General features: G+C 45.1%; 15 protein-coding genes. 9 read left to right on the forward strand and 6 right to left on the reverse strand.

Annotation, left to right across the window (positions count from 1 at the left end):
• Positions 1-28 precede the first annotated feature (28 nt).
• Both ABDW16_RS00360 and ABDW16_RS00365 read right to left on the reverse strand, forming a co-directional pair.
• Positions 29-1,003 (reverse strand): deoxyhypusine synthase family protein, encoded by a 975-nt coding sequence (locus tag ABDW16_RS00360; protein ID WP_343667124.1) that lies wholly within the window; start codon positions 1,001-1,003, stop codon positions 29-31.
• A gap of 187 nt (positions 1,004-1,190) precedes the next feature.
• Complete coding sequence (locus tag ABDW16_RS00365) at positions 1,191-1,712, reverse strand: hypothetical protein (RefSeq protein ID WP_343667125.1); 522 nt, start codon at positions 1,710-1,712, stop codon at positions 1,191-1,193.
• 251 nt (positions 1,713-1,963) lie between these two features.
• On the opposite strand from ABDW16_RS00365, the gene ABDW16_RS00370 reads away from it, so the two are divergent.
• The 6 genes from ABDW16_RS00370 to ABDW16_RS00395 all read left to right on the forward strand — a co-directional run bounded on the left by ABDW16_RS00370 (position 1,964) and on the right by ABDW16_RS00395 (position 6,915).
• Positions 1,964-2,560, forward strand: coding sequence for an ACP phosphodiesterase (locus ABDW16_RS00370; protein ID WP_343667126.1), 597 nt, complete (start codon positions 1,964-1,966; stop codon positions 2,558-2,560).
• Positions 2,561-2,612: 52 nt separating this feature from the next.
• Positions 2,613-3,203, forward strand: coding sequence for a DUF2911 domain-containing protein (locus tag ABDW16_RS00375; protein ID WP_343667127.1), 591 nt, complete (start codon positions 2,613-2,615; stop codon positions 3,201-3,203).
• Positions 3,204-3,479: 276 nt separating this feature from the next.
• Entirely contained in the window at positions 3,480-4,619 is a 1,140-nt protein-coding gene (locus ABDW16_RS00380; protein WP_343667128.1) for a cystathionine gamma-synthase, read from the forward strand.
• A gap of 132 nt (positions 4,620-4,751) precedes the next feature.
• Positions 4,752-5,525 (forward strand): TIGR02757 family protein, encoded by a 774-nt coding sequence (locus ABDW16_RS00385; protein ID WP_343667129.1) that lies wholly within the window; start codon positions 4,752-4,754, stop codon positions 5,523-5,525.
• Between the two features lie 13 nt (positions 5,526-5,538).
• Complete coding sequence (locus tag ABDW16_RS00390; protein WP_343667130.1) at positions 5,539-6,501, forward strand: DUF6263 family protein; 963 nt, start codon at positions 5,539-5,541, stop codon at positions 6,499-6,501.
• 87 nt (positions 6,502-6,588) lie between these two features.
• Positions 6,589-6,915 (forward strand): hypothetical protein, encoded by a 327-nt coding sequence (locus ABDW16_RS00395; protein WP_343667131.1) that lies wholly within the window; start codon positions 6,589-6,591, stop codon positions 6,913-6,915.
• A gap of 1 nt (position 6,916) precedes the next feature.
• On the opposite strand, the gene ABDW16_RS00400 is transcribed toward ABDW16_RS00395, so the two are convergent.
• Both ABDW16_RS00400 and ABDW16_RS00405 read right to left on the reverse strand, forming a co-directional pair.
• Positions 6,917-7,579: a sterol desaturase family protein gene (locus ABDW16_RS00400; RefSeq protein ID WP_343667132.1), complete on the reverse strand. Its 663-nt coding sequence runs from the start codon at positions 7,577-7,579 to the stop codon at positions 6,917-6,919.
• Between the two features lie 102 nt (positions 7,580-7,681).
• Positions 7,682-8,842 carry a serine hydrolase gene (locus tag ABDW16_RS00405; protein ID WP_343667133.1) on the reverse strand — a complete coding sequence of 387 codons (1,161 nt, stop codon included), beginning with the start codon at positions 8,840-8,842 and terminating at the stop codon, positions 7,682-7,684.
• Between the two features lie 58 nt (positions 8,843-8,900).
• On the opposite strand from ABDW16_RS00405, the gene ABDW16_RS00410 reads away from it, so the two are divergent.
• Together ABDW16_RS00410 and ABDW16_RS00415 are read left to right on the forward strand one after the other, a co-directional pair.
• Positions 8,901-9,908 (forward strand): fumarylacetoacetate hydrolase family protein, encoded by a 1,008-nt coding sequence (locus ABDW16_RS00410; RefSeq protein ID WP_343667134.1) that lies wholly within the window; start codon positions 8,901-8,903, stop codon positions 9,906-9,908.
• Complete coding sequence (locus ABDW16_RS00415) at positions 9,909-10,787, forward strand: flavin reductase family protein (protein WP_343667135.1); 879 nt, start codon at positions 9,909-9,911, stop codon at positions 10,785-10,787.
• 79 nt (positions 10,788-10,866) lie between these two features.
• Here ABDW16_RS00415 and ABDW16_RS00420 read toward each other — a convergent pair whose 3' ends face one another.
• Both ABDW16_RS00420 and ABDW16_RS00425 read right to left on the reverse strand, forming a co-directional pair.
• The gene (locus ABDW16_RS00420) at positions 10,867-11,616 is read right to left on the reverse strand and encodes a DUF4197 domain-containing protein (protein ID WP_343667136.1); all 750 of its coding nucleotides are present in this window, start codon (positions 11,614-11,616) and stop codon (positions 10,867-10,869) included.
• A 146-nt stretch (positions 11,617-11,762) separates the two neighbouring features.
• Positions 11,763-12,596, reverse strand: a complete 834-nt coding sequence (locus tag ABDW16_RS00425) for a universal stress protein (protein WP_343667137.1) — start codon at positions 12,594-12,596, stop codon at positions 11,763-11,765.
• A gap of 115 nt (positions 12,597-12,711) precedes the next feature.
• Here ABDW16_RS00425 and lysS point away from each other — a divergent pair, with 115 nt between their 5' ends.
• A complete protein-coding gene (gene lysS / locus ABDW16_RS00430) occupies positions 12,712-14,226 on the forward strand; it encodes a lysine--tRNA ligase (protein WP_343667138.1) in 1,515 nt (504 codons plus the stop codon).
• Positions 14,227-14,236 lie beyond the last annotated feature (10 nt).

The raw sequence follows: 14,236 nt of genomic DNA on the forward strand, positions 1-14,236 counted from the left end.
CAGGGCCCGCGGTCGGCAAATACAAGTATTACCAACCCAGCAAATAAGAGAATATCAGCGGTGCTACAATCGTAGCATCAGATTCCACGATAAATTTCGGTGTATTGATATCCAGCTTCCCCCATGTGATCTTCTCATTAGGCACAGCACCTGAATAAGAACCATAAGAAGTAGTAGAATCAGAAATCTGGCAGAAGTAGCCCCAGAAAGGAACATCATGCCATTCCAGGTCCTGGTACATCATAGGCACTACGCAAATTGGGAAGTCGCCAGCAATACCGCCACCAATCTGGAAAAAACCTACGCCTTTGCCAGCAGAGTTATTTCTATACCAGTCAGCCAGCCAGATCATGTATTCAATACCGCTCTTCATGGTAGAAGGCTTCAGTTCACCCTTAATGCAGTAAGAAGCGAAGATATTACCCATAGTACTATCTTCCCATCCTGGCACTACGATAGGAATATTCTTTTCAGCAGCAGCGAGCATCCAGCTATGCTTTGGATCGATCTCGTAGTGTTCTTTCATCACACCGCTCAGCAGCAGCTTGTACATATATTCGTGGGGGAAGTAACGCTCACCTTTATCTTCCGCATCTTTCCAGATCTTGTGAATATGCTCCTGGATGCGGCGGAAAGCTTCTTCTTCAGGGATACAGGTATCAGTTACACGGTTAAAACCATCCTGCAGCAGGTCCCACTCTTCCTGGGGGCTCAGGTCACGGTAGTGAGGTACTCTCTTGTAGTGTGTATGCGCTACGAGGTTCATGATATCCTCTTCCAGATTTGCCCCGGTACAGGAGATGATGTCCACTTTCCCCTGACGGATCATTTCCGCGAAGGAGATACCCAACTCGGCAGTACTCATCGCACCTGCCAGCGATACCAGCATTTTGCCCCCTTCCAGTAAGTGAGCTTCATATCCTTTAGCAGCATCCACCAGTGCAGCCGCGTTAAAGTGGCGGTAGTGGTGCTGGATAAATTGAGAAATTGGACCTTTGTTCATTTCCGTTGTTGAATAAGTTTAAATCTTGAAACAGAGGGGCAAAGGTAAGGATTTTGAAAAGATTTCAATTCAGGCGCAGCTGGGTAGAAGATTATGCTTTTGCTAAGGATTTCTAAAACAAAAAACCGGGGCAATCAATACCCCGGTTTACAAAATAAACAATAGTCTTCTCTAACTTAAAAGCAGGTTATGCTTTTTTCAGGCGCTGGTGTACGCTCAGGTCGCCGTTAGCGCTTGCTTTGATCACTTTCCAGGTATTGCTACCTTCCAGTGTTACATAGTACGCTGTATTACCCTCACTCTGGAACTCTACTACCCAACGGATAGCTTCGTTTGGATAACGCTGTGCCAGTTTTGAGGAAACAGACAGCGGGAGGTTTGTTGCGTCAATATAACGACGCGTAGCCAGCAGATGACCTTCTCCATCAAAGTAAGCCGTTACGTTACGCTCATTCAGCATGAACTTAGCCATAAAGGTCTTGTTGTCATCACTGTACCATTTGATGCCGGAAGCACCATTGAACTCCTTATTCAATGCCGACTTCAGTGTACTGGAAGCTTCCAGCTCTTTGGTGCCGGTACCTGCAAAGGAGTAGATAGAGGTAAATACAGCTATTGCTACCAGGAGTAACAACTTTTTGAAACGGCCAATAGGCCTTACACCCACAGGTGTAATGTGGTTACTGATTTTTGAACTGATTTGTTTCATGGCGGAAACGTTTTTGTTTGATGACTCAAAGGTACATGCTTCCAGGCTGGTAGGTCAAGGCTTTTGTTACAAATGGAGGGCCACTGGATAAGATGTGCACAATCTCTTGTAATATTGGGGTCGTATTCCTTTGCCATACACGATATACAAGCTTTGCCACCGAAGAGTTGCACAGGAAGAAGGAAAGTTGCAGGTACCAGCGTTAAGCTTTTGTTAAACTGGACAAGGAAAATAAAATCTATCTTCGCTATATGAATTTTCTCGCTCATGCATATTTATCATATCACCAGCCTTCCATTACCACTGGCAATATGATTGCCGACTTTGTGAAAGGAAAAAACTGGCAGGACTATGATACAGGTATACAGCAGGGCATACAATTGCATAGACTCATTGATTCTTTCACTGATACACATCCCGTCACACTGGAAGCGAAGAAATTCTTTCAACCCGGTTGTGGCAAGTATAGCGCCGTATTCATAGACATCGTCTATGACCATTTCCTGGCCAACGATGCATCCCGGTTTCCCGACGATACACTGGCTGCCTTTGCACAGGAAGTATATACTGCAATAAAGGAACGACATCACCTGTTACCCGTTGGTTTTCAGGAAGTATTCAGGTATATGAGTGAACAAAACTGGCTGCTGGGTTATCGCTACAAAGATGGTATTTACAAGACCTTTAGTGGTATCGTCAGAAGAAGCCGTTACCTGGAGGTAAGCGCCGACATACCATTTGCTGTACTGGAAGAAAACTATGATGCACTCGCTGCCAGCTATCAGCGCTTTTTCCCGGACCTTGTCAACTTTGTGCAAAATGTACCGCCAGCCCCTACATCTGTATAACTTTAGTCGTAGGTTTGCGCAACTATTTTTTTTGAACATTTAAGACCTATTAATGAAGCAAGTATTCATCGCCGCACTGATTACCCTGTTTGGCTGTAGTGCTGTGTTTGCACAGGACAAAAAACTGCCGCCACTGGATTCCAGCCCTATGGACATGGCGTACTATCCTGTAATGTATCCTTACGTTGTAAAGGTAAAAGGAGAACCTGGCGCCCTCGTGGCCCGTGTAATCTACAGCCGGCCACAAAAGAAAGGCAGAAAGATTTTTGGTGACCTGGAACCATATGGTGAACTCTATCGCCTGGGTGCGAACGAAGCCACTGAAGTGGAATTTTACCGCCCGGTTTCAATCGGTGGCAAACTGGTGCCCAAAGGCCGCTATACCATGTATGCCATTCCTAACGAATCAAAATGGACGATCATTATCAACAGGGATACTGACATCTGGGGGGCATTCAAATACAATGCAGCAAAAGATGTGGTGAGAACCGATATCCCGGTGACCAAAGTGGATACCCCGGTAGACCCTTTTACCATGGTATTTGAGAAAGCTGATTATGGTGCAAATCTAATTATAGCATGGGATGTAGTGAGTGTGAGCCTGCCTGTGAAGTTTAGTAACACCGCTCCTGTAAAAAAATAAAAGGCGGTAAGAATACCGCCCACGAATTTTAACCATATCCTATGAAAAACCTGAACCAAATTTAGCCGGAAATACTGCGGGAATACTACGGTACCAGCCCAACGTGCAAAATTAGTTCGTGAACGTAGCGAATTCATCCGTGTAAATGATTCAAATAGCGATTTTTGACTATATGCGCTTTTAGTATGCGTAGTTCTACGCATTTTGCCGTTTGTGAGATGTACCTGAGGATCGTACCTTTGGTCCTTTCCTAATAAACTACTAAATCTTACAGGCATGAAGCTGGGAACTAAACTCATTCACGCGGGTGTAACGCCGGATCCGTCTACCGGCGCCATTATGACCCCCATATTTCAGACCTCCACTTATGTTCAAAGCGCCCCCGGCCAACACAAAGGATATGAGTATGCCCGTACCCAAAACCCAACCCGTGACGCCCTGCAAAATGCACTGGCTGCCATAGAAAATGGGAAATTCGGTATCTCCTTCGGTAGTGGTCTGGCCGCTACTGATGCAGTGATGAAACTGCTGAACCCCGGTGATGAAGTCATTGCCAGCAATGACCTTTATGGTGGTACTTACCGCATCTTCACGAAAATATTTGAGCGCTATGGAATTAAATTCCATTTCATTGGTATGCAGGATGCCCGGAACATCCGCAATTATATCAATGCCAATACAAAGCTGATCTGGATAGAAACACCTACCAATCCGCTGCTCAACATTATTGACATTGCCGCCTGTGCACAGATTGCCGGCGAGCATAAACTGCTGCTGGCGGTAGATAATACCTTTGCCTCTCCATACCTGCAGAATCCACTGGACCTGGGTGCGAACATCGTAGTACATTCAGCTACCAAATACCTGGGCGGGCACAGCGATGTAGTGCATGGCGCCATCATCGTAAAAGATGAAGACCTGGCAAAACAGTTATATTTCATTCAAAACAGCTGCGGGGCAGTACCTGGTCCACAGGACTGCTTCCTGGTACTGCGCGGCCTGAAAACCCTGCATGTACGCATGCAAAGGCATTGTGAAAACGGGGCCGCAGTAGCCCACTTTCTACGCCAGCATTCCAAAGTAGCCAAAGTATACTGGTGCGGATTTGCCGACCATCCAAATCATGATATTGCTAAAGAGCAGATGCGTGGCTATGGCGGGATGATTTCATTTACACTGAAAGATGACAGTATAGAAGCAGCAACGAAGGTATTGAGTGGTACTCACCTGTTTTCCCTGGCAGAATCGCTGGGGGGCGTAGAATCGCTAATAGGCCATCCCGCATCTATGACGCATGCGTCTATTCCCCGTGAAGAGCGCATCAGCAATGGTTTGGTAGATTCGCTGATTCGATTGAGTGTAGGGATTGAAGATGCGGACGATTTGATTGCAGATTTGTCAAAAGCTATTGGATAAGGTGATCGCTTCTGCCTGTGGCAGAAGCGATTGTTTTTTGGGGGGAATATTAGTTTTCACAATTTTACTTATTTTCAATGCGTCATGCTGCAACCTAATGCGAGCCTACAGACACCTAATCGAATGACCACCATGAAATTCCAGCAACTGAAGGCGTTTTTGGATACCAAAGCGGCATATTACAATACTCCGGATTTTATAACCGGAGATCCCATCACGATCCCGCACAGGTTTTCCAAATTACAGGATATCGAGATCGCAGGGCTTTTTGCAGCAATACTTGCCTGGGGCAACCGAACCACCATTATCAATAAATGCACTGAACTGATGAAGTTGATGGACAACGAACCCTATGACTTCGTCAAAAACCACCAGCCCAGGGAACGTATGAAGCTGATGCAGTTCTGCCACCGGACCTTCAACGGGATAGACCTGCTTTACTTTGTCGAGTTCCTGCAGCACTATTACAGCAACGTCACTTCCCTGGAATTTGCCTTCAGTGGTCACCTGACCCCCGAGGACGAAACCGTTGAAAAAGCCCTTATTGGGTTTCAGAAGATATTCTTTGCCATGGAGCACCCGGAAAGGACCCGGAAACACATTTCCACCCCCGCCCGGAACTCCGCATGCAAGCGCCTGAACATGTATTTGCGCTGGATGGTCAGAAAAGATGAAAATGGCGTGGATTTTGGACTATGGAAGCACATCAGCCCTTCACAGCTGGTATGCCCTGTGGATGTGCATGTGGGCAGAGTCGCTACCAGACTGGGATTGATCTCAGCCGCCAAATCAGACTGGCGTACTGCGCTGGAACTGACAGCAAAACTAAGGCAGCTGGACCCGGAAGACCCAGCCAAATACGACTTTGCGCTGTTTGGCCTCGGCGTCATTGAAAAATATGTTTAATAAATATAGCGTAATGATGAAGCGATTTTTTGTGTCAATGGCCCTGGGCGCTACCATGGCCATACCGGCATTTGCACAACAACAGGATGATAAAAGAGATTATGTAGACCTGAGCTACAATTTTCTCAAAGGCCAACAGTTCGAGCTGAAACAGGAAAGCCGCAGCGAAACCTATACGACAGTAGATGATATCATGCAACGCGTGACACGCGACTTCAATAATACCATTGCTATCGAGGTGACCGAAACTACAGATGGCCATGCCACCCTGACTTTCAGATACAAAGAACTGAAGTTCAATTTCAATGCACGAAATCAGAACATCCTCGTGGATGCCGCCGTGCCTAATGAAAAAGAACCTTTTCAGGCTGCCCTGAAAAGCATTATTGACCAGCCGTTTTCTGTCGACATATCGTCCTCAGGATACATCAATAAGGTAATGGGACTGGACGATCTGCTGGAAAAAGCATCGGCCACCTTCTCCAACCTGAAACCTGATGAGCAGACTGCCTATAAAAAGCTGATGAAAGACCAGTTTGGAACCAACGCATTCCATACCTGGTTAGAACAACTACTGGTAATCTATCCTGTACGCAGTATTAAAACGGGTACCCGCTGGGAAGAAAATGTACCTATCCGCACCGGACTGGTAGGAGATATTTCTCTCTACTGGAACCTGCAGACATGGGATGCCCAGACTGCCAAGATCAATGGTACAGGTAAAGTTGTTACCAACAAAGTTGAGACTTTCACGACCGATGATGGTATCGTAGCAACCGCCGAAATCAATGGTGATATCATGACGAACTATCTCATCGATCGTACATCAGGGTTCCCAAGTATTGCTTCGCAGAATACTGAGATGAATGGTACGTATACTTACAAAGCGAATAAAGCGAAGAAGATTAAGAGTGATGTGAAAGTACCGGTGAAGATAGTGACGAATGCATCTTATAAAATTAAAAGAATGAAATAGCAGTAAATCACTTTTACTGCCCAAAAAAATTGCTGCTGCCAATGGCAGCAGCAATTTTTTTTTGATGAATAAATTAATACTGATACAATGCAGCTCTTACCAGAAACAACGTTACAAATTGCAGAAGATACTTGCCTTGCCCTGCCGGAGCACATCACTTATGAACAACTGGAATCACTGCTCGCCGCAAAGCTTGAAACCATGATCGGCAAAGACTTTCAGCAGTTCGTACTATTGTTATATAAAATCGATGTAGCCGAAAATAAAGTAAGACAGGTACTGGCTGATGATACAACCGGTGATGTCTATAAAAAAATTGCTGCCTTACTCATAGAGCGTCAGCAGCAAAAAATTATCTCCCGCAAAACCTTTACCAAACCCGCCAGCGATCAGGATGGAGAAGAAAGGTGGTAATCTATTTATCAAACATCAGTTCGCGCACTTTCGTCTTATCTTCCTTCTCTTTCTCAAGGTCAAATGATGTTCCAAATACCCTGTCCCACAAAGAGGAACTTACCCCAAATCCTTTCTCTTCTGCCTTATAGTGATGCAAATGATGATTGCGCCACAAAGGCTTCATAAATTTAAACGGCGGATTCCATGCGTGAATCGCATAGTGCATGCTGCCATAAATCAGGTAGCCTAACATGAATCCCGGAAAGAACATATAAGTATACTCTCTCAGAAAAATATACTGTACACCAAATATCGCAGATGCCAGTATCAGGCTGGGCACAGGTGGCATAAACAACCGTTGCTTGTCGCGTGGGTATTCATGGTGATTACCATGCATCACATAGATAAACCGCTTTATTTTGGGATTCTCACTACTAAAGTGAAATAAGTAGCGGTGCATGATATACTCAAAAAATGTCCAGAAAAACATCGCCCCAAAAAAGATCGTTAATACTGTAATAATACTAAATCCTAATGAGGTGTTGCTGTAGTAAAGGCTATACCCAATAATCGGTATGTACATGCCCCATATCACCAATGGATGTGTTTTGGTGAGCATTTCTAAATATCTGCTCTCAAAAAGCCTCGCCTGTCCTTTGTTCTTAATCTTATCAAACTTCATAACTCCCTTTAGATTTTTATGCAAAATAAATAAGCCTCAAAACCCTTTTTCTTCTCGTAAATTCATTCGCCAAAATGCTATTCCACTAATATTATGCCGATATTACCTATCCTCTCCGTACGTTAATTTAAATTCAGAGAGGTCCGGTACATGCGCCCTTTTTCGGTGTAATTCATATTGATAAATTATCTCACCTGTCTCTCTGAAGAAGGGATATCCTTCCTCCTCATATTCATATTTATCATCATTCACAATTCCATCTCTATTCACGTACAGTGTCGCACTGAGCATGAATTCTACATTATTTTTTGTATCAATGATGTATGCTACATCCGTCAGAAACCCATAAGACCATCCAGGTTTATTAAAGATTCTCATATATGATGGTGGTCGTTGTTTTTTATCCTTAAAAAGGAAAAACTTAACATAACTATCAAAATATGTTGCAGTGTCATAATGTGGATTTGCTACCTCAGAAGGGTAGGCGGACATATATGTATACAGAAAACGATAGTCATTTGTTGTAAGATGAAATCGTTGTCCTGGGGGAACAGATGCAGGAAACATGACTGATTGCAGCATGTGCTGCAAATCTTCCAGGGGCACATTGTTATGTTTTGTAAAATCCATCGGTGTCATGATCAGGCTATCATGCTGGTCCCAGTGTCCTTTCCCAATTTCGATATTTTGACTGAAATCATATGTCAATGCACTGCGGGCTGGTGGCTGTTTATATACATTTCCAAATGATACTGCAGGAGTATTTCTATTGCCTTCTTCATTCAGCGGCATAAATCTTCGTACTATGCGGGTCCGCGGATAACCTTTCCCCCACAGCTTTTCATGAATGGTTTGCTGGCCCAGAAATTCATACAACCGATTGTACGCATCATTGTCACTCACCAGAAAAATTTGCTTCAAATAATACGCGATATCATGCTCCACACTATCTATCCGCATGGGCGTATATTTATCCAGTCCTTTTATATGCAGGTCATTTAACTTTTCAAGTGCAAGAAATGCAATGGGCATTTTTACAGTAGATGCCGGATTAAAATACTGATTGGGGTCTACATGCAGATAATACTGTTTGAAATGAGGACGATTCTTCGCATCCCTGTCAATCTGTGTATAGATCAACTGGTAGCGGAATGAATCAGGATACTGCAATATATGCTGCAGGGCCGGAGATCCCTGGCTAAAGAGTCTTTGCAATAATGTATCCGTGCGGGGTTGAGCTGTAAGCGATATGCTACTCAACATGACTACCATTAAAATGTATAAGCTATATTTACACATCATACAACCAGAACGTTAATTTATGAAACTTGTTACTTACCTCCGGGAAGAGAGCGACCAACTGGCGATATTAGTAGACAACCAACTCTACAACACCCAGGACCTTCACCCCAATCTTCCCAGCAGTATGCAGATGTTCCTGCTCATGTGGGAAGACGTGATCGATATTGCAAAGGAAGCCGACGCGCAATTAAAAGCCGGCAAACATGTAGGCACCGCCAGGCCTATTCCACTGGAAGGCGTTACACTGATGGCCCCTGTGCCATTCCCCAATTCCTGCCGTGATGGTTACGCCTTCCGTCAGCATGTAGCCTCTGCCCGTCGTAACCGCAGGGTAGAGATGATCGCAGAATTCGACCAGTTCCCCGTTTTCTACTTTACCAACCACAATGCTATTCAGGGACCCGGTAATGTTTATTGCATGCCTGATCACTTCGAAAAACTGGACTTTGAACTGGAAGCTGCTATCGTGATCTGTAAAGCCGGTCGCAACATTCCTGCCGAAGAGGCAGACGAATACATTGGAGGTTACATGATCATGAATGATATGAGCGCCCGTACCCTGCAAATGGATGAAATGAAACTGAACATGGGCCCCTGCAAAGGCAAGGATTTCAGCACCGTGATCGGCCCTATGCTGGTAACACCCGATGAACTGCAACACCTGCTCACTGCTCCTAAACCCGGTCATACCGGCAATGCCTATAACCTGAAAATGACCTGTCGTGTAAATGGCGTACAGGTAAGCGAAGGCAATATGGCCGATATGGACTGGACATTTGCCGAAATAGTGCAACGCTGTTCTTATGGCGCGAACATTATGCCCGGCGATGTTATCGGTAGTGGTACAGTAGGTACCGGCTGCTTTCTGGAACTAAACGGCACCGGCAAACTCAATAATCCTGATTACCCTGAACAATGGCTACAGGCCGGCGACGTGGTAGAACTGGAAATTGATGGCCTGGGAAAACTGACCAATACCATCGTTGCAGAAGATTCAGATTTTTCGATCCTCAAACTTAAGAAATAAATGCAGATCATTCCGGGGCAGGTAACCACCGCCGTACTGCAAGGTTATTTACAGGGTGCTATCGCTCCCAGACCTATCTGTTTTGCAAGCACGGTCGATAAAGAAGGAAGACCTAATTTATCGCCTTTTAGCTTCTTCAATATCTTCGGTACTAACCCTGCTACGCTGATTTTTTCGCCGTCGCGCAGGGTCAGGGACAACACGACCAAACATACCCTGGAGAACCTTTACGAGGTAAAAGAAGTAGTTATCAACATGGTGAATTATGCCATGGTACAGCAAACTTCTTTAGCCAGTTGTGAATACCCAAAAGGGGTCAATGAATTTGAGAAAGCAGGTTTCACCGCTCTGGCAGCTGAAAAGGTACGGCCTTTCAGGGTGAAGGAAAGTCCTGTGCAGATTGAGTGTATTGTAAGGCAGATTATTGAAACAGGTATGGAAGGTGGTGCGGGCAACCTGGTGATTTGTGAGCCGGTTATGATTCACATTAATGACGAAGTGCTGAATGAGAAAGGAGGGATTGATCCGCACAAACTGGACCTGGTGGCAAGAATGGGAGGGGATTACTATTGCAGGGCCTCCGGCAATGCAGTGTTTGAAGTAGCGAAGCCCAATACGGCATTAGGAATTGGGATTGACGCCCTGCCTTTGCATATACGGAATAGCAACATTCTGACAGGAAATAACCTGGGACAATTGGCGAATGTACATGAGTACCCGGTAATAGATCCGGCATTTGAGGATGAGCACCTGAAAAATATTTTCCAGTATTATAGCATTACACCCGATGAGATGGAAAGGGAGCTGCATGCTTATGCACAGCGGCTATTAGATGAAGGGAAAGTTAATGAGGCATGGCAGATATTACTTGCCGTATAAACCAAACGGATTTCTGCCTCCGGCAGAAATCCGTTTGGTTAAATTCTAAGGTCTGCCGGATGGCAGACCTTTTAAAAAATTATTTAGACGTTACACTTCCAAACACCTTCTTCAGCAAATCAGTAGTTCTCGCTGCCGGATTAGCCCTGATATTCTTCTCTTCATTCTTAATCTGATCAAACAGCGCATTCACTGCCATACCAGTCACATAGTCCTGCAAATCAGGATTTACTTTATTGAAAGTAGTAGGCAGTTTATTGTAAGAAGTCACAATATTACCATAGTACTTAGTTGCACTTGTGCTATCCAGTGCACCCTTCACCACAGGAGAAAATGCAGCCTTCAGCTTTTCAGTTGTCTTACCCTTGAAGTATACAGTAGCTGAACTATCACTTCCCTTCAACAGGTTCAACGCATCGGTAATGGTCATTTCCTTGATCGCATCCACAAAGATGGGCGCTGCATAACCTACTGCTTTTTCAGCTGCACGGTTGATAGACAGAATCGCTTTATCTACCTGGCTGCCCAGACCTACACTTCTCAATGTATTACCAATCTTTACCGCATCAGGAGGTAATAACAATTTGTACACCTCACTACCAAAGAAACCATCTGTCTTGTTCAGTGAAGCAATACCTTTTTTTACACCATTTGACAATGCCTCCTTGATTGCATTCCCTGCATCTGTCTGGGAAACACCTGAAGTACTACCGGTTGTGCTACTGGCAGCACTACTTACAGCCTTGCTCAAATTCTTTAATAGCTGGGCCTGAGATACCGTCCCTAAAGAAATACCTGCCAAAAACAGAAGACATAGTTTCTTATACATATTGTTGAAGTTGTGGTTTACATGCAAATTAGTAACAATATTTATTCTACCAATTCAATTAGTGATGAAGGGTAGCGTTTCGCACAGCAGCCCCGGCTCGCAATGCGAGCCGGGGCTGCTACAGGGTATAAAAATAACGTATTTTCCTATTCATGTATTGCCAGCAATGGGATATGGCTATGAAAAGCCAGCTGTGTGGTCCGGCTCCTTCTGAACATACCTTCAAAAAGACCATGTTTGCGGGGAATAATAAAGATCAGATCGGCGCCTTCCTCCTCTGAAAAATTCACAATCCCGTTCACCACATTCTCATTGTCCACAAAGTGATAAATAGGGTTATACCCTTCCAGCAGGGTATCCAGCAGCAAACTTTCCATAGGTGTTTCACCCGCCAGTCCTTTCCCGGAATGATCGATATTCAGCACATGCAGCTCGGCATTAAAGGTCCTGAGCAAACTCTTCAGGGGCCCAAGGGGCGTATTTTCCCCTATATGTTTAAAATCGCATGCAAATACGATCTTCCTGATAGGGTGGAAAACTGCATCTGCAGGTACAATGATCACCGGGCAAGCTGTATGTTTGGCCACATCTACCGAATTGGAGCCAATCAGAATTTCTTCGAGCTGACTGCCCCCTTCTGTACCCATCACGATCAGATCGGCATGCTGATCGCTGCAAAATCCATCAATATTCGCTGCCAGCAAGTGATTCTCTGCCTTCAGATCCAATATTACATTATCGGGAACTTCGCTTGCCAGCTCCCGCTGCATCTTTTCCAGCCCTTCCATGCTGGCGGCTTTCAATTCCTCCGGGTCTACCATTGGAATGGCCGAAGGCATATCCGGCACCGGCACTACCAGCTCATATGCATGATACAATACCACCCGGGTTGCCTCCATCTGGCCTGCCAACCCCAGTGCATAGCGGGCACCATTATATGCGGCTGTTGAAAAGTCCGTAGGAACAATAATAGTTTTCATCTCATTACTGTTTTGAGTGTGGAATATGTAGAACCTATGGAATAAAGAGAAAAATTAATGCCAAAGGGCAGAAAACTGTTATTTTTGCACTCCATTATTGTAATTCAGTATTTACATGACATCACTATCTGAGCAAGAGATCATACGCAGGGAGAAACTGCAGGAACTGGAAAAACTGGGCATCAATCCTTATCCAGCGGAAGAATATCCCGTAAACAATACCGCGGATAACATTAAAGCGGTATATAGTGAAGAAACGAAAGACCAGTTGCAGGACCTCTGCATTGCAGGCCGTATCATGAGGATCCGTGACATGGGTAAAGCAGCTTTTATAAGATTGCAGGACCATACCGGATATATTCAACTGTACATACGCCGCGATGACATCAGCAATGGCGAGGATAAGTCCATGTATGATACCTTGGTCAAAAAGATACTCGATATTGGCGATATCATCGGTGTGAAAGGCTATGCCTTTGTCACCAAAACAGGCGAACTGTCTGTACATGTTACCAAACTCGATTTTCTCGCAAAATCATTGCGTGTACTGCCAGTTGTAAATGAAAAAGACGGTGAAACCTTCGATGCCGTAACCGATCCTGAATTCAGATACCGCCAGCGCTACGTAGACCTGATCATCAACCCTTCAGTAAAGGATACCTTTATCAAGCGTACGAAGATCATGCAGACCATCCGTGATTTCTACAACAACCTGGGCTACCTGGAAGTAGAAACACCGATCCTCCAGCCTATTCCTGGTGGCGCTACTGCACGTCCGTTCAAGACACACCACAATGCACTGGATATTCCATTATACATGCGTATCGCCAATGAGCTGTACCTGAAACGCTTGATCGTAGGTGGTTTCGATGGAGTGTACGAGTTTGCCAAAGACTTCCGCAACGAAGGGATGGACCGTACCCACAACCCGGAATTTACCGTAATGGAAATGTACGCCGCTTACAAAGACTATGAGTGGATGATGCGTACTACAGAAACCCTGCTGGAAAAAATCGCCCTCGCCCTGCACGGTACCACCCAGGTACAGGTAGGAGAGAAGGTGATCGACTTCAAAGCACCTTTCAAACGCATCAGCATGTTTGACGCGATTAAGGAACATACCGGTATCGATATATCCAATATGGACGAAGCACAGTTGCGTGACACCTGCAAACAACTGGGTATCAGCGTGGCGCCTAGCATGGGTAAGGGTAAACTGATCGACGAGATCTTTGGTGAAAAAGCTGAGCACAACTATGTACAGCCTACCTTCATCATTGACTACCCGGTGGAAATGAGTCCCCTCACCAAAAAACACCGCAGCAAACCAGGTCTGGTAGAACGCTTTGAACTGATGGTAAACGGTAAGGAACTGGCCAACGCTTACAGCGAGCTGAATGATCCTATCGACCAGCGCCAGCGCTTCGAAGACCAGGTGCAACTGATGGAAAGAGGGGATGACGAAGCCATGTACATCGACTACGACTTCCTTCGTGCCCTGGAATATGGTATGCCGCCAACCTCCGGTATCGGTATTGGCATCGACCGTTTGACCATGATCATGACAAACAATCCATCCATCCAGGATGTGCTGTTCTTCCCGCAAATGAAACCAGAGAAGCTCCAATAGTCTTCTCTTT

The sequence above is a fragment of the Chitinophaga sp. genome (assembly GCF_039596135.1).
GTDB lineage: Bacteria > Bacteroidota > Bacteroidia > Chitinophagales > Chitinophagaceae > Chitinophaga.